General features: G+C 62.2%; 12 protein-coding genes. 5 read left to right on the top strand and 7 right to left on the bottom strand.

All coding sequences use genetic code 11. The features are described from left to right. Nucleotides 1–70 precede the first annotated feature (70 nt). Genes mutS through MAIT1_RS11490 form a run of 3 tightly spaced genes read left to right on the top strand, consistent with a single transcriptional unit; the run spans nucleotide 71 to nucleotide 4270 of the window. Nucleotides 71–2677 carry a DNA mismatch repair protein MutS gene (mutS, locus tag MAIT1_RS11500; protein WP_085442409.1) on the top strand — a complete coding sequence of 869 codons (2607 nt, stop codon included), beginning with the start codon at nucleotides 71–73 and terminating at the stop codon, nucleotides 2675–2677. Continuing rightward, entirely contained in the window at nucleotides 2674–3726 is a 1053-nt protein-coding gene (locus MAIT1_RS11495; protein ID WP_085442408.1) for an SPOR domain-containing protein, read from the top strand. Before mutS ends, MAIT1_RS11495 begins: the two co-directional genes overlap by 4 nt. A 1-nt stretch (nucleotide 3727) precedes the next feature. After that, complete coding sequence (locus MAIT1_RS11490; RefSeq protein WP_085442407.1) at nucleotides 3728–4270, top strand: gamma carbonic anhydrase family protein; 543 nt, start codon at nucleotides 3728–3730, stop codon at nucleotides 4268–4270. A gap of 106 nt (nucleotides 4271–4376) precedes the next feature. On the opposite strand, the gene MAIT1_RS11485 is transcribed toward MAIT1_RS11490, so the two are convergent. The 5 genes from MAIT1_RS11485 to mshL all read right to left on the bottom strand — a co-directional run bounded on the left by MAIT1_RS11485 (nucleotide 4377) and on the right by mshL (nucleotide 13091). Next, a complete protein-coding gene (locus MAIT1_RS11485; RefSeq protein WP_085442406.1) occupies nucleotides 4377–5603 on the bottom strand; it encodes a type II secretion system F family protein in 1227 nt (408 codons plus the stop codon). 11 nt (nucleotides 5604–5614) lie between these two features. Then, complete coding sequence (locus MAIT1_RS11480; RefSeq protein ID WP_085442405.1) at nucleotides 5615–7276, bottom strand: GspE/PulE family protein; 1662 nt, start codon at nucleotides 7274–7276, stop codon at nucleotides 5615–5617. Beyond that, nucleotides 7273–10137, bottom strand: coding sequence for an AAA family ATPase (locus tag MAIT1_RS11475; protein WP_085442404.1), 2865 nt, complete (start codon nucleotides 10135–10137; stop codon nucleotides 7273–7275). The genes MAIT1_RS11480 and MAIT1_RS11475 overlap by 4 nt, the downstream gene beginning before the upstream one ends. Before the next feature lie 7 nt (nucleotides 10138–10144). After that, the gene (locus MAIT1_RS21840; RefSeq protein ID WP_158089448.1) at nucleotides 10145–10855 is read right to left on the bottom strand and encodes a tetratricopeptide repeat protein; all 711 of its coding nucleotides are present in this window, start codon (nucleotides 10853–10855) and stop codon (nucleotides 10145–10147) included. Between the two features lie 475 nt (nucleotides 10856–11330). Then, complete coding sequence (gene mshL, locus MAIT1_RS11465; RefSeq protein WP_085442402.1) at nucleotides 11331–13091, bottom strand: pilus (MSHA type) biogenesis protein MshL; 1761 nt, start codon at nucleotides 13089–13091, stop codon at nucleotides 11331–11333. A gap of 615 nt (nucleotides 13092–13706) precedes the next feature. On the opposite strand from mshL, the gene MAIT1_RS11460 reads away from it, so the two are divergent. Further along, entirely contained in the window at nucleotides 13707–14969 is a 1263-nt protein-coding gene (locus tag MAIT1_RS11460; RefSeq protein ID WP_158089447.1) for a 3-deoxy-D-manno-octulosonic acid transferase, read from the top strand. Further along, nucleotides 14962–16068 carry a tetraacyldisaccharide 4'-kinase gene (gene lpxK, locus MAIT1_RS11455; RefSeq protein ID WP_158089446.1) on the top strand — a complete coding sequence of 369 codons (1107 nt, stop codon included), beginning with the start codon at nucleotides 14962–14964 and terminating at the stop codon, nucleotides 16066–16068. Before MAIT1_RS11460 ends, lpxK begins: the two co-directional genes overlap by 8 nt. On the opposite strand, the gene MAIT1_RS11450 is transcribed toward lpxK, so the two are convergent. Together MAIT1_RS11450 and MAIT1_RS11445 are read right to left on the bottom strand one after the other, a co-directional pair. After that, the gene (locus MAIT1_RS11450) at nucleotides 16052–17320 is read right to left on the bottom strand and encodes a hemolysin family protein (protein WP_085442399.1); all 1269 of its coding nucleotides are present in this window, start codon (nucleotides 17318–17320) and stop codon (nucleotides 16052–16054) included. The genes lpxK and MAIT1_RS11450 overlap by 17 nt on opposite strands. Before the next feature lie 2 nt (nucleotides 17321–17322). Continuing rightward, nucleotides 17323–18846 (bottom strand): hemolysin family protein, encoded by a 1524-nt coding sequence (locus tag MAIT1_RS11445; protein ID WP_085442398.1) that lies wholly within the window; start codon nucleotides 18844–18846, stop codon nucleotides 17323–17325. Nucleotides 18847–18870 lie beyond the last annotated feature (24 nt).

The following is an 18870-nucleotide window of genomic DNA, read 5'->3' as shown; positions in this document are numbered from 1 at the left end:
GCATGAGGCCGTATGGTTTGTCGATTATTGGGAATACATTTTTCGACACTCTCCAACCGCACGGTCATCCATGGGATCCTCCGCCGAACACACGCCGGTGATGCAGCAGTATTGGCGCGTCAAAGCCGACCACCCGGACACCCTCATCTTCTTCCGTATGGGGGATTTCTACGAGCTGTTCTACCAGGACGCCGAGACCGCCGCGCCGGTGCTGGAGATCGCCCTGACCACCCGCGGCAAATCCGCCGACAAGCCGATCCCCATGGCGGGGGTGCCAGTGCACGCCATGCAGAGCTATCTGCTCAAATTGGTGCAGTCGGGGTTCAAGGTGGCCATCTGCGAACAGATGGAGCCCCCCGGGCAGAGTAAAGGACCGGTCAAGCGCGAAGTGGTGCGCACCGTCACCCCCGGCACCCTCACCGAAGACACCCTGCTGTCGGCCAAGGCGCACAACTACCTGGCCGCGCTGTTCCCCGGCGATGGCAAGAAAAAGCCCCCCGCCATCGCCTCGCTGGACCTCTCCACCGGCCTGTTTGAGGTGATGGCGCTGGCCGATTGGGATCAAGCCGCCGCCGAACTGTCGCGCTTGCAACCTGCGGAGCTGCTGGTTCCTGAAGGGTGGCCGCCGCCGCCGCAGATGGATGTGTGGGCCAAGCGCATCACCCGCCGCGCCGACCTGCTGTTTACCCCCAAGCACGGCGCGGCGACTCTGTTGGAACACTTCCACGCCGGTTCGCTGGACGGTTACGGCATTGGCGATTCGCCCTCCTGCCAAGGCGCCGCCGGCGCCATGATCAGCTATTGCCAGGAGACTCAGCGCGAAGCCCTGGGCCATATCGTCGCCCTGACCCGCCTGCATCCGGGCGAAGGGATGCTGCTGGATGACGCCTGCCGCCGCAATCTGGAGATCAACGCCTCGCTCAGCGACGGCAAGCGCGATGTCAGCCTGCTGGGGGTGATGGACCAGTGCCGCACCGCCATGGGCTCGCGGCTGCTGGCGGTGTGGCTCAACCGCCCGCTACAGGATGTGCAGGCGATCCGCGTGCGCCAGGCGGCGGTGACCTGGTTCCTGGAGCGGGTGGACGCCCGCGAGGCGCTGCGCGCGGCATTGCGGCAGATGCATGACCTGGAGCGGTTGCTGTCGCGGGTGGCGCTCAAACGCGCGGCCCCGCGCGATCTCTCCGGTCTGCGCGCGGCGCTGCATCTGCTGCCGGAGATCCATCGCCAGTTGGGCGCCGGATTGGAGGGCTTCCCCTCACTGCTGGATGTGCTCTCCAGCCACCTCACTGGCCATGAGGAGCTGCGCGCGCTATTGACCAAAACCCTGGCCGAGGAGCCCCCGGCGCAGCTCAAGGATGGCGGCGTCATCCGCGCCGGATTTGACCCCGACCTGGATGAGACGCGACAGATGGCCCACAGCGGGCGCGACTATCTGGCGCAGTTGGAGACCCGCGAACGCGAAGCCACCGGCATCAGCAGTCTGAAAATCAAATTTCACCGCACCTTCGGCTACACCATCGAGGTCACCAACGCGCAGTTGGACAAGGTCCCCGCCGAGCGCTATATCCAGAAGCAGACCATGGCCAACGCCGTGCGCTATGTGACCATGGAGCTCAAGGAGACCGAGGAGCGCCTGCTCAACGCCCAGGAGCGGCTGCTGGCGCTGGAGGCGGAGCTGTTCGCGCAACTGGCCGAACAGACCGCCCAGCACGCCGCCGCACTGCAGAAGACCGCCGCCGCCGTGGCCGCCATCGACGTGCTGGCCTGCTTTGCCGACTCCGCCGACCGCTTCGATTACTGTCGCCCCCTGGTGGACGATGAACTGATCATCGATATCCGCAGCGGCCGCCATCCAGTGGTGGAGCGCTTTGCCGAGCAGACCTTCGTGCCCAACGACATCCTGCTCAATGGCGACGATCAGCGCATCGCCCTGATCACCGGCCCCAACATGGCGGGTAAATCCACCCTCATGCGGCAGGTGGCGCTCATCGCGCTGATGGCCCATGTGGGCGCGTTCGTGCCCGCCACCGAGGCGCGCATCGGGCTGGTGGATCGCATCTTCACCCGCGTGGGCGCGTCGGACGATCTGGCCGGCGGCCGCTCCACCTTCATGGTGGAGATGACCGAAACCGCCCACATCCTCAACCACGCCACGCCGCGCTCGCTGGTGATTCTGGATGAGATCGGCCGCGGCACCTCCACCTACGATGGCCTCTCCATCGCCTGGGCGGTGGTGGAGCATCTGCATGGCAAGAGCCGCGCCCGCGCCCTGTTCGCCACCCACTATCACGAATTGACGCAACTGGAGCGGCTCAAACCGGGCATCGTCAACCACACCGTGCAGGTGAAGGAGTGGCGTGACGAGATCCTGTTCCTGCACACCATCGCCCGCGGCGCGGCGGATCGCTCCTACGGCATCCATGTGGCGCGGCTGGCGGGACTGCCCAAATCGGTCACCGAGCGCGCCAAACAGGTGTTGGAGGATCTGGAGAGCGCCGACCTGCGCGCCCCGGTTGAGCCCGGACACAAGAGCGCGGCGGAGCCCGAATATCAGCTCACCCTGTTCGCTGAACCGCCGCCTTCCCCGGCGCTGACGGAACTGAACGCTCTGAATCCCGATGACTTGAGCCCTAAACAGGCGCTGGAGACCCTCTACCGACTCAAGGAGTTGCTATGACGCCCTCGCCCCGCGCGCCGCGCCGCCAACCTGCGCTCGCCATTGCTGCGTTAGTCACCTTGTGCGCTGCGCCGCAGTCGGCATTCGGCATCGGCTGGCTGGACGCCCCCGGCGCCGAGACCCAAGGGGCCGGCTGGTTTGCCCAGCCCAAAGCGCGCTTTGTACAAGATCAGCCGCCCCAGGCGCGGGTGCACCGCTACCAAGCCAGTCAGGAGATCATCGCCGACGCCGAGGGGGTCAGTGCGGTGATCACGCTGCGCCGCCCTGGGGTGGACGAGCCGGTGTGGATCGGGACCGCTCCATTGGCCCAGGGCGCCGCCTCCGACGCGCTGTTCCAGGACATTCAACAAAGTCTGCGCGCGCGTCTGGCCCCGGAGTATGATGAAGTGATCCTGCACGCCACAGAGCCCGATGCGCGCCTGCCGCAGCAGAGCAGCCACACGGTGGCCCTGGTGCATCTGGCGCCGCTGCCCGCCCCCCCTTTGCATGCTCCCGCCGCAGCGCCTGTCGTGGTGGCGACCCACGCGCCCGCAGCAACGGCGGTGGCGCGCCCTGCGCCTGCAGTGACGCCACAACCTGATGCATCAGCGCAATCGCAATCCGCGGAGCCGCTAGCTGCGCACATGCTTTCAGACGCCGCGCAGCAGGTCGCCGGTTTACCGCCAGCGTCCAGCGCAGCAGAACAATCTTACGTCACACATACGCCAAGCCCTAAGGCGCCACAGACTCAGACTCCTGCGCACACATCATCCCCTCGCGCCGCCTACGCCATTCAACTCTCTTCCAACCGGCAACGGGAGTACGCGGACCAGACCGCCAAAGCCTTGCGTCAACTGGGTCTGAGCGCCTATATCCATACACAGACGCACAGCGCAGATGTGACCTGGCAAATGGTGCGGGTCGGACCCTTTGCCGATCCCCAAAGCGCACAACAGGCCTGGGATCAACTCGCCGCCTCCAAGAGTTGGCGCAATCAGCCCCGCTATCCCGTCATCCAAGGCCGCGTGCGCTTTGAACCGGACCCCGCCAATCTCTGGAAAGGGTTTTAACATGCCTCTCTACCCCTATCGCGGCATCTTCCCGCAGATCGATCCCTCCGCCTTTGTGCATCCGGACGCGGTGGTGATCGGTGATGTGGGGATCGGCCCCAACGCCTCCATCTGGCCCGGTGTGGTCATCCGCGGCGACGTCAACAGCATCCGCATTGGCGCGTGCAGCAACGTGCAGGACGGCTCCATTCTCCACGTCACCCGCGATAGCGAATTCAAACCCGGCGGTATCCCGTTGATCATCGAGGAGGAGGTCAACATCGCCCACTCGGTGACGCTGCACGCGTGCACCCTCAAGCGCGGCGCCATGGTGGGCATGGGCGCCATCGTACTCGATGGCGTGGTGGTGCACGAAACCGGCATGCTGGCCGCAGGCTCCATGGCCACCCCCGGCAAGCAGATCGCCTCGGGACAACTCTGGATGGGCTCGCCAGCCAAGTTCGCCCGCGACCTCAAAGAGTCCGAACTGCGCTCCAATCAGGCCATCAACGCCAACTACATCAAACTCGGCGCCGAATATCGCCAAGCTTTCGGCGCAACCTGACCCTCTTCGCTTCCAACGCACGCCCAATCAAAAAAGCCCGTCTGCGCCAATATGGCGCAGACGGGCTTTTTGATTGGGCGTTTGCAGCGGCGACGGAACGCCAGGCTTAGATGCTTTTAATCAGGTAGTAGAGCGGCGAGAACAGCGCCATCGCCAGCACAATGAACATGCCGCCGCCGATCATGATGGCGAGAGGCTCCACCAATTTGCCGATATTGGCCACGATGTCGTCCAGCTTCAGGCGATACTCCTCAGCCACATACTCCAGCTGATCGGACAAAGTGCCCGACTGCTCGCCCACACCGATCATACGCACCACAAAGGTGGGGAAGATCTTGGCTTCTGTGAACGACTCGCGCAGACTCACCCCTTGCACCAATCGCTCCCGCACCATATCGAGCTTCTCGCGATAGATCTCATTGGGCAGCGCCTCCTTGAGGATCTGCAAGCTGCGCATGATGTCCACACCCGCATTGATCATCAAGCTCATATACTCGGTGATAAAAGCCAGATTGAATGAGGAGACAATCAGCTTGAACACCGGGATGCGCAAAAGCAGCCAGTGCCACCCCCGGCGCGTTGGCTGGTGCAGCTTAATCGCCATACTCAAACTGAATATGGCCGTTGCGCCGACTGCGAGAATTGTTCCGATATTTTCTGCGAACGCCTTGGAGGCTCCGATCACAATCACCGTCATGGCGGGCAGCGGCACGCGGAACGACTTGAACAGGTCCGCCATAGGCGGCACCACCAGATAGACCCAGAAAAACATGGCGCCAAAGATGGCGATGAACATGAAGGTCGGATAGGTCAGCGCGCTCTTGGTATCCTTTTTAATGCGGTCCATCTTCTTGGCGTGGTCCGCCGCATCTTTGACCGTGCGATCCAATCCGCCAGTCTCCTCACCCAGACGAATGAGGAAGCGAATGGTGTCCGGGAAAACCTGCGGATAACGCGCGCAGGCGTCGGTAAAGCTGGAGCCGCTCTCCACCCGCAGCACCAATTCGCGACCAATGCGCGCCAAGGTTTTGTTGTCGTGTTCACCAATGGCGTCACGGATGGCGGTAATCAGCGGCACGCCGGCCTTGAGCATCACCGACACGTTGGTCAGCGACTCGGCCATCTCCGCCTGCGTGACTGGCTGCTGCAGGAACCGGTTGACCATCCCCACCAGCGCGCCCATCGCCGGGGGCAATGGGGTGGCGAAGATCACCGTGTTGCCCTGCTGTTCCAGATAGGTCATCGCCGACAAGGGGCTATCAAACGGCAGCTCAATCATGCCGCCTTTTGGCAAGCCTTCCGCCGTGATTAATTTGTATCGAAAAATCGCCATGTTGCTATACCTTACATATAACCGATTACGCGGATCATCTCAGACACCGACAACTCGCCGCGAAGAACCTTCAAACGAGCGATATCAAAGATGTCTTGGAAACCATTTTGCTTGGCGGTTTTCAGCAACTCATCCAGCGGCGCATCGCGCGAGATCTGCAGCGCCAGCTCAGGGGTGGATTGCAAAATCTCATACACCAGCGTCCGGCCATGGAAACCGGTGCCGAAGCAGGTGTCGCACCCCACGCCACGATGCAACTCCGGCGCCTCCTCCGCGGACAACCCCAAATAGTCCAACTCCTCCTGGCTCGGCGTATAGGGCTCTTTACAATTGGGGCAGATTTTCCGCACCAAACGTTGACTCACCACCCCCACCAGCGAGTCCGACAGCATAAACGGCGGAATATTCAGCGAGCGCAGACGCGGGATGGCGCCGAACGCGGTGTTGGTGTGCAGAGTCGAGAGCACCAAGTGGCCCGTTTCCGATGCCGAGATGGCGGTGGCGGCGGTCTCGTTGTCACGAATCTCACCCACCAGGATCACATCCGGGTCGTGACGCAGGAAGTAGCGAATGGCGCTGGCGAAGGTGTAGCCGGCCTTGGTGTTAATTTGCGTCTGACGCACCAGCGGGATGCGGTATTCGATGGGGTTTTCCACCGTCAGCACGTTCTTCTCGGTGAGATTCAGGGCGCGCACCGCCGCGTAGAGGGTGGTGGTCTTACCTGAACCCGTAGGACCGGTCAGCAGTACGATGCCATAGGGTTCGTTGAAGATCTGCCGCACCAGATCGATAGCCTCCTGCTCGAAGCCCAACTGGGGCAAGCCCATGAAGTCGCTCTTCATGGGCAGCAGACGCATCACCATATTTTCGCCAAACGGACAGACCGTGGTGGAGACGCGGAAGTCGTAATGGTTATTCAGAATCTGCTCGGAGAAGGAGCCATCCTGAGGCAGACGCTGTTCGGCGATGTCCATGTCCGAGCGCATCTTCAGGGTGGTGAGCAGGCGCTTCATATTGGGCGGCAGCGAGAACATGGCGCGCATCACGCCGTCGATACGAAACGCCACGCTAATGGACTTGTCCATGGGGCGGATGTGAATATCCGATGCGCGGGTTTTCACCGCCAGCTGCAGCAGATGCTTGATGAAGTTGTCCAAGCTGCGCACATCATCGGTGTCCAGCGCCAGGAGCTGGATCTCTTTCTCCAGCAGCTTTTCAACCGGATTTTCCAGAAAGTAGTAGTAGTACTGGGCGGCATTGAGAATCTTACCGCGTTCGCCCTGCACGAACTTGGGCCGCAGACCGGTGTGGCGGGTGATCAGACGCTCCAGATCTTCGACGTTATCATCGGCGGTGATCACTTGAATCGAGTTACTGGCGCTATCGTGAATAATCGGCAGGAAGGTGTTGTTCAGACACAGCGGCAGGTTGAACAGACGCAGGGTGTCTTCGGCAGGGGTCATGGTGTCCACATCGACGAACTCGCGGGACTCCTGCTCGGAGACGATATTGGCCACGTCATACTGGGAGACAAAGCCCAACCGCTCCAGAATCTCACCGACGCGCTCTTTGGTGACCTTCTGATCCTGCAGCGCCAGTTCAATGTGCGCATCGGAGATCAGGCCCTTCTCCTGCAGCAGGACGCCGATTGGCTTACGTTGCGGTGCATTCATCTGTCATCCCTTTCGCGGTTATCCTTGCTGGCGGCGTCAGGCGACGCGGCCGTCGGATCCGGCTGGTAATGGATAATCAAGCCGTCAATGTGAAATTGCTCTTTCCACTGTTCCACCACTTTATCCGCTTTGGCGCGCACAGCCCAGGGTCCGGCGCGCACCACCAGCCATGTTACCCCGTCTTGCAGGGCGACTTCCTGGATAAAAGCGTCAATCCCCTTTGCGCGCATCTGCGTGGCCAGGGTAATGGCCTGCTGCGGAATCTGGAAGCTGGCGGCTTGCGCCAGATATTTCGGCTCCTGATCCGGCGTGTCCACCGCGCGCGCAGGCGGCTTGCGCAAAATCGAAATCGGCTGCGTGTTGGCCACCTGTTTGGCCTTTCCCTCTGAGCGTTTTGGCGCGCTCTTTTGGGGCTGCGCCTGCGGCTGATTCTCCAGTAAATAGAGGGTTGCGCCGTTGATCTGCCCTGTTGGCTCCAAGCCGTATTGGCGCTGAAAATTCACCAGCGCTTTAATGGTGTAGCGTCCGGCGATGCCATCGACTTCCGCCGGATAGTGGCCTGCGCGCTTGAGCAGGGACTGCAGGCGTTTCACGTCGGCGCCGCGCGAGCCATAGTAGACATCATCGATATTCTGTTCCGGTTTCCAGAAGAACAGATACTGCGTGCGTCCATCGCCCTCTTTATGCGTGAGCACGCCATAGCGGGAAGAGACCCCTTTTGGCAATTCACGCATTGCCGCCAAACGCTTTCCGGTCTGATCACCAATGCGCCGCGCGGCCACGGGCAGCCAACCATCGCGCAGCGCTTTGCTCATCAGAGTGGCATAGTTTTCCAGGCCGTTGCCAGCCATAAACTGTTGCAACTCCGGGGAGATTTTTTCCACAACAGCGCCCTTTGCGCTGGCCTGCGCCAGGCGTTCGGCCTCTTCACGGGTTTTTTGCGCCTCTTCCAGCAAGGTTTGGGCGCGCTTTTCCGCCTCTGCTTTGGCTTTCTGGGCGGCTTCCCGCATGGCGGCCGCCTCACGCTCGACTTTCTGGCGCTCCGCATCGACCAGTTTCTGCGCCTGCTCTTGCGCCTGTTTGCGCGCCTCTTCAATCAGCGTTTCCGATACCTGCTTATCCTGCAGCGCCGCCTGTTTCGCCGCCTCGGCGGCGGCTTCCGCCGCTTGCCTCTCCGCTTTAGCCTGTTCCAGCGCCTGCGCTTCGCGTTCGGCTTCGGCGGCGCGCTGCTTGGCCTCTTCCAGTGAGGCCTGCGCTGCGGCGCGCGCCTTCTCTGCTTCCGCTTCAGCGGCTTGCCGCAGCAACGTCGCCTCCTCCAACGCCTGTTTCTGTTTCTGCGTCTGCTCGCGAATCTGCGCAATCAACTGCTGCGTGCGCGCCACTTCCGCTTCGGCTTCAACGCTGGCTTTGCGGGCCTCATCCAGGGACTCTTGGCGCTTCTTGGCGGCTTCCTGGGCCTGGATCATCAACGCTTCCGCGCGCACCGCTTCGCGCTCGGCCTCCACCCGCGCTTGCCGCGCTTGTGACAGCCGCGCCTCCGCCTCGCCGCCTGACTCGCCATCGACGCCTTCAGCCGCCTGCGCCAGCGCCTTGGACTCCATCATCCGCGCCTTAGCCACCAACGCCTTGGCCTTCTCCTGCAGCGTCTTGGCCTTATTCAACTCCGCGCGCGCGCTCTCTTTCGCTTGCTGCGCCTGCGCCTCCTGCTGTCGCGCCTGCTGTTGCGCCGATTGCGCCTTGGCCATATCGGCCTTGGCTTGTTCCCGCGCCATCTGCAGTTGACTCATCTCCTCAGCGGTGGCTTTTTGCACCACCACCTGCGGCGGCGGCTGGCGCTGCAGCAGAACGGCTAACACCACCACTGCGATCACAGCGACGCTCGCCAACACGGGCCAGACCAAACTGCGCTTTTTGCCACTGCCGCCGGGCGTGGCGCTGGCCTCTTCAGACAGACCCACTTCGTCCGCCACTTCCAGCACCAGTTTGCGCGTCAGCTTGGTGGAGTTGTAGGCAAATAGGCCGTACAAGCAACGATCCATCAGATTGTTAATCTGACGCGGGTTTCCCCCAGTGCGCTGCTCGATGGCTTTGAAGGCGTTGTCGGCAATGGTGACCGCGCCACGGGAACCGGCGGCGTTTAAACGAAAATGGATATACTGCTTGAGTTCGTCAGAATCGAACGGTCGCACTTTGGCGTGCAATACGATGCGGCTTTTGAGTTGGCGGATTTCGTGCGCATTGAGCTTCTCATGCAGCTCCGGCTGCCCCACCAGGAGAATCTGCACCAGCTTTTCGGCATTGGTCTCCAGATTGGAGATCATGCGCACCATCTCCAGGCTCTCCAGACTCAGATTCTGGGCGTCATCAATGATGATGGCGCAAGTCTTCCCCTGTCGGTAGCGCTCCATCAAAAACGTATTGAGCGCCGCCATCTGCGCGGGCAACCCGCCCTCGGCTTTGGGCAGGCCGAAGTCCTTATTGATCTCTTCGATCAACTCAGAGCCTTGGAAATAGGTGTTGAAGACCAGCGCGGTCTCCACCTTATTATGGTCCATCACCCGCAGTATGCGCTGGCTGATGGTGGTCTTGCCAAGCCCCACCTCGCCGGTGATGACCATGAACCCCTTGCGGGTATAGATGCTGTGCAGGGTTTCGGTGATCAGCGCATCGATGCGCGCAGGCAGAAAGAAGGTCTCCGCATCCGGCGCCACGGGAAAGGGGTTGCGCTCCAGGCCGAGGAAATCCAGATACGCCTCACGCTGCGCCACCATCGCCGCCAACTCCGCGTCGCTGGCGGGTTTGCTGGGGTCGGCGCGCAGGTTCTCATACGGCGCATGTTGAGGATTCTCCGTGGCGCTCATGCAGGTCTCATCGGAAGTAGCGCATCATGCTGCGCACTTGGGCGTTATCAGGATACGCCCGTTGAAGATTGCTCAAACGCTCTTTGGCCTGCTCCATGCGCTTGGTGCGCATCTCCACAATGGCCAGATTGACTCCAGCTTCCAGATCATCGGGGGTTTTGGCCAAAATGCGTTTGAGCGACGCCTCGGCGGCGGGGTAATGCTTCTGTTTAATGGCCCAGAACGCTTCGCTTTTGAGCAGGAACGGATGATCGGGTCCACGCGTTTGACGCAGTTGCGTCAGCAGTTTTTCCACCACTGGTCCGTTGCCTTGGGCCATGGCGGCGCGCAACTGCCGCGCCAACTGCGCGCTATCACGCCGGTTGATCTCCACCTTGCGCGCGATTTCCGCAGTCTCGTTGTCGCGCGACGCAGAACGGGTGGGCTGACGCTGCGAGACGCTGTTTTGCGCGACGCGCCTCTCCCGCTTCTCTTGCGAGGAGGCCGCTTGACGCTGTTCAGGCGGTTTGGGGGTATGGCGCGGCGTGGGCGCCACCCGTGCATGTTGCGACAGCGGAGGTGACGAATGCGCAAGGGTGGACTGAATGCTCTTTGATACAGGAGCAGGCGGCTCAACGCGTTTAGCTGGTGCGGTCTCCTGGCTCATCGCCTGGCGCTGTTGCGCCGCCACATCCTGCTGCTGGAGATCCTGTTCGATGCGCGATTGCGCCGCTTCCATGGCGCTCAGCCCCGCCTCCACCCGGCTCAATTCTGACTGGGCGGACGCGATTCCCGGCGCACTGATTTCTGCAGAGGGGAGAGTCTGTGGCGCGGCGGATACAGATGTATCATGCCGTTGAGCAGGCTGCGCAGAGGCGGAATCCGCTGCGATATTTGATGCTGCTTGTGAGACAGACATCTCGTTTTGGCCATTGCTGATGTGCGTTAGGGGCGCATCATCAGGCGCAGGAGAAGTCACCAACAAGTAGACCGCCACGCCCCCCGCCACGCCGACGACAACGCCCAGAGGCAAAATATAACGCAGGCGCAAAAGAGCGTGCGCCCCCCTGGAAGCGGGAAAAGCGCCCGGCTGCAGAGGCCGGACGCTTCCCTTTTTTCCCTGCGCTGAGTTTTCTGCGTGTTGCAGATTGCGCAGCGCTTTGTACATCACGCTCACGGCGGTGACGACTCCCTGCTTGACTGATCGGAACGGATCAGAGAATCGTCGCGCGGATCATAATGACCAATTCGCGCGTACTCTCAGACTCGGAATCGGTGGAGAACGCCCGCCCGATGATGGGAAGCTCAGACAACACCGGCACGCCGGTCTTGGTGGTGGCCTTATACTTGTCGATCAAGCCGCCCAGCAGCACGGTGTCCTTATTGTTGACCTCCAGCACAGTGCTCATCTCTTTCAGATCCACCTGCGGCAGGGACAACTGGGTAGTGCCGATGGTGGTCAACTCCAAGCTGGCGGCGCTGACGTCGGACTTGATAGGATTGATGGTCAATTGGATCTTGCCATCGTCGCGAATGAAGGGCACCACGCCGATCATCAGACCATCAAACACCGTGTTGGTGGTGACCTCATAGTCGGTGGTGGTGGTGGTTCCGCCAGTAGTGGTCACCGTGGTTTCCGACACATAGGCTTTACTGGTGCCCACACTGATCATGGCGGGCATGCCATGACGGGCGCGCACCGACGGGTTCGACAGAACCTGAACGTCGCCGAATTGCTTGAGCAGATCCACGGCGGCCAGACCATACTTGCCGCCAATGGCCAGAGCCAGACCAGCAGGATTGGAGGTGATGGCCGGGATAGAGAGCGAGGCGAAATTGACTTCCGAGTTGATTTGGCCCTTGGAGCCGAAGTTCAGATCGGTATCCGCGACCTGCGTGGTGGTTCCCACCGTCGTGGCGGTCTCCCAAGGCTGCGGGATCGTCATGGAGACCCCGCGGGATGTCGCCAGATTGTTGCGCAGGAAGTACCAGTCCACACCGGCGCGATATTGATCGCTCAACGTCACTTCCATGACGCGGGTTTCGATCAGCACCTGACGCCCCAGCACCTCTTTATAGCGGTCCACCAGCTTGGTGATATTGCGCACCGCCGAGGGGCGGGCGCGCAGGAACATGGTGCCGGTCATGCGATTAACGGAGACGCTCTGTCCGCCGCCAGTATCCCCGGATGTGCTCATCACGTTGGTTACGACGGTTTCGATGGCGTCATAGGGGTTGGTGACGCTGCCGGCTTGACCGTTCAAGTTGAAGGAGCCGGTCAGCTGTCCGCCAGAGGCGTCGCCAGCGTTGGCTGAGCCCAGAACGTCGCCGCCAACAGAGAAACTTGAGGTGATTTGCGTCTCCAGGAAGCCCAGGTCCAGGGTCGCCTCCTGATACAGATCCACGCGCAGAACATTGTCTTGAATGACGCCGTGCAGGTCCGCCAGCTCCAGGATCTCCTTAAACACGGTGGCGGCGTCCACATTGCGGAAGCTCACGGAGATGTACGGAGGGTCCTTCAGCACGCGCGGGTGGATCAGCAGGTTCATGTCGGTCATTTTGGCCAACGCCTGCAGCACGTGACGCACATCCTCCTTATCCATTTCCAAGGAGACGTTGATATCCTGCAACGGGTTGTGCGTGGGCGGCACCGGTTCGATGACGGGCGGCACGTATTCGGACTTGTTCAGGTCACGGAACAGTTCATCCTGACGCGCGCGAAAGTTTTCCGACTCCTCCACAAACAGTTTGTGGATATCGCGATCAGGCGGCGTGCCCAGGATCACGCTCATATCCTTGCTCAAAGCCGCCTGTTTGGCGGCGAAAGACTCGGAGTCTTTCATCATGGACTGGTGCGCCTTCTCCAGCGCGGCCTCTCCGCTCTCGGGCTTAGGCTCGGAGACGGTTTGACAACCGACTAACGTGAGCGACAACGCCACGAGGCTGACGCTGAGCAGGGAGTGGTGCGACTTCATGGTCCAATTACCTCTCGTTGTTCGCCAATTCCAACGCCGTTTGCAACCGAAATACAGCTCTGCGCGTCTATCGGCAATGTAAACGAAGAATTCAATGCGCTTGAAGCAGTTGTGACGTGATTTCCATCGCCCTTAAAAAGGGTTGCGACGCGCCACACCACTCTTGCAGAAACTGCAAAACCACACTCACTCCTTCACGGAGGTTACGTGTCGCCAACCACGCAGACAATCATCGACATGGCTTGGCGATGCAGACTCTAACACTTTTGCCAGACGAAGCCCAGTCTTTCAATGCGCTACACACGCCTTTGTGCTGACGTGGGCAACACACAGTCTGTTTGGCGCGGCGCTCTGACAAGTTGCGCCGCAGCATACCAATGCAACATTAACGCCAACACAAAAAATCATTCGATCCCGAGCGCTGCGTCAAGCGGGTTCTGCCGAACATCCTCAACCCTGCGCGCGGTTTCACCACAACTCCTGTGACGGCGCTCCATTCATGCTATCTTGCCCTATCGCGTTTTAACGATTCGTCCTTGCGCGATTAAGGCGCTCACAACAGAACAATCTTCTCTCTCATCGGACTCCATGCGCGCGCTCTATACAATTTTATTATTGCTCCTACTCCTGATCACACTGCCGCTATGGATCTGGCGCTTCTGGCGCACGCCCAAATATCGCGGCACGTTGGCTTCGCGTCTGGGGCGGGACGCCCAGCGTCTGAGTCAATCCTTTGGCGACCGCCCGCTCATTTGGCTCCACGCCGTCTCCGTCGGCGAGGCGATGGCGGCGCAATCGCTATGCGCGGCGCTCAAGCAACGCTATCCGGATCACGCCCTGCTGCTCTCTACAGTGACCAAAACCGGTCGCCAAGTGGTGCGGGAGAAGATCCCCCAGGCTGATGCGCACATGTTCCTGCCGCTGGACCTGCCATGTATCACCGGCCCGGTTGCGCGCACCCTGCGCCCCCAGCTCTTCATCGTCATGGAGACCGAGCTGTGGCCCAACCTGTTTGCCGCCCTGGGCGCCATCAACACACCCATTATCGTGGTGAATGGACGCCTCTCCCCCGGCTCGTTCAAAAACTATTCCCGCGCCCGCTGGGCCATGCGCGCCTTTCTGCGTCCGGTCACCCTCATGGCGATGCAGTCGGAGATGGACGCCGAACGCATGCGCGCCATCGGCGGCGATCCCGCCCGCGTGCGCGATTTGGGCAATATCAAATATGACCAGGCGCTCAAACAGCCCAGTGACGCCGATTGGGCGCAACTGACCGCGCGCATCGGCGCATTGGACGCGCTCGGAGCGCTGTTCATGGCCGCCAGCACCCACCCCAGCGAGGAGGCCCACGCGCTGGACGCCTTCGCCATGCTGCAGGCTGAACGCCCGCAACTGCGCCTGATCCTGGCGCCGCGCCACCCGGAGCGCTGCGACGAGGTCGCCGCCCTGGTTCAAGAGGCCGGATTTGATCTACTGCGCCTCTCCCAAGCCCAGGGCCAATGGCGGGAAACGGTGCTGCTGGTGGATCAAGTGGGCTGGCTGACGCGCCTCTACAAACTCGCTCAAGCGGTCTTTATGGGCGGCAGTCTGATCCCCCATGGCGGGCAGAACATGCTGGAGCCCGCCGCCTGGGCCGTTCCCACTTTATACGGCCCTCACACCAGCAACTTCAAGGGCGTTTCCCAACAACTGGATGAATCCGGCGGCGCTTTTCGCATTCAGGCCCCCGCTGAGTTGGCGCCCCGCTTGGCCGAACTCCTGGACGACGCCGCGCTGCGTCAGCGCATGGGCGCGGCTGCCCGCGACGTGGTGGAGCGCAACGCCGGCGCGCTGGAGCGCGTCATGGCCGTCATTGAGGAGATCCACCCCCATGGCTGAACGCCGCGCCCTTTCCGCTCAGTGGCTCCCTCTCCTGTATGGCGCGCGCGCGCCGCAGACCGCGATGGAGCGTTGGGGACTCACGGCGCTTGGCGGCGTGGGCGCGCTCTATGGCGCGGTGATGCAGGGTCGCAATGTCGCCTATGACAGACGCTGGCTAACGCGCTATCGCTGTCCGGCGCCGGTGATCAGCGTGGGCAATCTCACCAGCGGCGGCGTGGGCAAAACCCCGCTGTGCGCCTGGCTGGCCGACTGGCTGCTGGCGCAGGGGCGGCGCCCGGCATTGATCAGTCGCGGCCATGGCGGACTGTGCCGCGAGTCGGTGTGCGTCATCAGCGATGGCGAGCAGATGGTGATGCGTCCGCCCGAGGCGGCGGATGAAGCGGCGCTGCTGGCGCGCCATGCGCCGCGGGCGGTCACGCTCACCGCGCCAAAACGCGCCTTGGCCATGGCGTTCGCAGTGGAGGAGTTGGGCGCGGATGTGGTGGTGCTGGATGATGCGTTTCAGCATCGCGCCGCCCAGCGGGATCTGGATATTGTCTTGATGGATGCGCGTCAGCCATTCGGCAATGGGCGCATTCTGCCCGGCGGCGTCTTGCGCGAGCCGGTCAGCGGACTGCGCCGCGCGCACCTTGGCATTCTCACCCGCGCAGACGATGCGGCGGCAGGCGATCGCGCCGCACAGAACATCGCCGACATTGCGCCGGAGCTGCCGGTGCTGCGCGCGCGCCATCAAGCCGATGGCTGGCGCAACGCCCAGGGCGCGCGCGTGAGCGCGCCGCAACGGGCGGCGGCTTTCTGCGCCATCGCCCGCCCCGACTCGTTCCAACGCTCATTGCAACAAGCGGGCGTCGATGTTCTCTCGTTGAACGCCTTCCCGGACCACCATATTTTCACGCAAGAGGAGTTGATGGAGCTGGCGCAGCGGGCGCAGGCTCAGGGCGCGGAGGCCCTGGCGTGCACGCAGAAGGACTTGATCAAGATCGCCCACCCGGAGCGATTGCCGCTGCCGGTCAAGGCGCTGGCCATTGGCATGGCGTTCGCCGACGCCGCCCCGCTGGAGAGGATGATCTCAGAGTTGCTCACACAGTGGGCTTGAGAGGGCGTGGGGCTTTCATGCTCATCTCCACTTCCAGGATGGCGCGATCGCTGGCCTTCTCTACGGTAAAGCGCACCCCCTCCCACTGCAGGCTGCGCCCTTCGGCGGGAATCTCCTCAAATCGCTCCAGCAGGAAGCCGCCCAGGGTCTCGTAAGGACCATCGGGCAACTCCACCCCCACCCGCTCCTTGAGCGCGCCCAGGTCGATGCGGCCGCTGGCCACAAACTGTCCCGGCCCCAACTGTTTGACCCATCGCGGCGACTGCTCCTGGGTGTCGTACTCGTCGTCGATGTCGCCCACCACCCGCTCGAGGATATCCTCCAGCGTGATGATGCCCTGACAGCCGCCGAACTCCCCCACTACCGCCGCCATGTGGCCGCCATCTTCGCGGAAGGCGCGCAGCAGATCCTCCAACGGCTTGGCGCCGGGCACAAAGGGGATCGGTTTGACAAACGGCTCAATGGGCTGACTGTTGGGCTGGCCCAGCAGATCCAGACCGCTGACATAGCCGATGATGTTATCCACCCGCCCCGAGAACACCGGCAGACGGGTGTGGCCATGCTCACGAGTCAGAGAGAGCGCCTGCACGCAGGTGGCGTTGCGCGGAACCGACACCACGTGCACCGAAGGAATCAGAATGTCCCGCACGCGCATCTCGCCGATATTGAACATGCGGCGGATCATGGTCTTCTCCGCCGGCAGCACATCGCCATGATCGGTGGCGGGCATCTGCAGCATCACGTCCAGCTCTTCGCGCAGAGTGAACGGCGTTTTGCTGCTCTCGCCACCGGCCAGACGCGCCAGTTGACGGGTGAGGAAGCTGAACACGGTGAGCACGGGATAGAACACGAACGAGGCGGCGCGCAGCACAAAGATCACGCGCGGCGTGTAGAGGTCGGCGCGCTGCTGGAATACGCTCTTGGGCACGATTTCGCCAAACACCCAGATCAGCGGGGCCACGCCAAGAATGGCGAGCCAGCTATTCTCATGGCCGAACAGCTTCACCGCCAGCAAGGTGGCCAGGGTGGTGTTGGAGACGATGGCGATATTGGTTCCCACCAGGGTGGTGGAGAGCAGCCATTCGGGCTTCTGCAACATCTCCAGAGCCAGCCGCGCCCCGCGTGAACCCTTGGCGGCCTGGTGGCGCAACTTCATGCGGTCGGCGCTGACCACGCCGATCTCGGAACCGGAGAAGAACGCCTCCATGAACAGGAAGAACAGCATCCACAGCAGAATTTGCGAAATTTCCATACTCACCCCTCCCGCTTGGCGTCATGGGGCTGAGTCGACTCCACCAGCGTCGCGTCCTCTGGGGACGCCGCGCTCTGCGGGGGCGGATCGGATTCCGCATCGGCGTCAGACTCCTCGCCAGCAGTCGTATTCTCGCCGGATTCCGCAGTGGGCGCGCTCTCGACCACCTCGCAATAGGGGTCGCTATGCAGACTGCGGATCGGGGCGCCATCGGCTTCCGCCACCTGTTCAAGCAGCTCGCGGCAGCTCTCGGGGTCGGCGCCCTCTTCGGCGCGGGCGGCCAGCGCCTCTTCAATGCGATTGCCCTCCAGCCGCGTCACCTGGAAGCACCAGGTGTCCATCTGGATGATCTCGCCCTCGTTGGGCAGTTCGCCATGGGTGTGCAGCAGCAGCCCGGCCATGGTGTCGGCCACTTCGGTGTCGAAGGTGGCGCCCAGTAGCGCATTAGCCTGCTCCACATCCAAGTTGCCGTCCAGACGGAAGCAGTCCTCATCCAACGCCTCGGCGCTGGCGTCGTGATCGGGATCCTCGGGGTCGTAGCTTTCGCCAAAGATTGACGCCAGCAGATCCTCCATGGTCACCAAGCCGGTGATGCCGCCATATTCGTCCAGCACCAGGGCAAAAGTGAGCTTGCGTTCGCGGAAGTCGTGAAACAGATCCACCACTGGCTTGCTTTCCGGCACCAGGAACGGTTTGCGCAGCAATCCGCGCAGACACTCGACGCCCTCATAGCCGGACAGGTCCGCCCCCATCAGGTCGCGGTAGTAGAGCACCCCCACCACTTCGTCGGGCTCCTCGCCATACACCGGCACGCGGCTGGCGCGCTCCTCGCGCAGCAGAGTCAGCGCCTCCTCAAAACTGGCGTCGATATTCAGCGAGGCCATATTCGAGCGCGGCGTCATCACCTCTTCGACGGTCTGATTGCCAAACTCGATGATGTTATGGATGTACTCTTTTTCCGTCTCCTGCAGGGCGCCGGACTCGGCGGCCTCTTCGGCCAGGGTGCGCACCAGATCCTCGGTGACGATGTTGCCCTGGGAGCGACGATCGCCCACCAGCATGGTGATCAGCAGGTCGGAGACTGCGCGCACCAGATAGCGCAGCGGCCCAATCAGGCGCGAAAACCAGTCGATGGGGCGACACACCAAAGAGGCGATCCTCTCGCTGTCGCGCACCGCCAGGGTCTTGGGCGTAATCTCCCCCAACAGCAGCAGCAGCGGCAGCATGATGCAGATATTGACCCACCAGTTGTCGGGGTCGCCGGTGACGCGCATCACCAGGGAGGCGGAGATGTTGGAGGCGGCGACGTTGACCAACTCGTTGCCGATGAGGATAGTGACGATGAGGCGGCGCGGCTCCCCCAGCAGACGCCGGATCAGCGCCAAGCGCGGATGACCGGCCTGCTTCATGCGCTCCAGTTGGATCGCATCCAGGGAGAACAGCGCGGTCTCGGAGCTGGAGAAGAAGCCCGACAGCGCCAGCAAAACCAGCAGCCCCCCGATGGGGAGCAGAAGCATTAAGTCCATGATGCGGCGCGCCCTGAGTGCTGC

It is taken from the genome of Magnetofaba australis IT-1, assembly GCF_002109495.1.
Classification (GTDB): domain Bacteria; phylum Pseudomonadota; class Magnetococcia; order Magnetococcales; family Magnetococcaceae; genus Magnetofaba; species Magnetofaba australis.
This window is presented reverse-complemented; position numbering and strand designations above follow the sequence as displayed.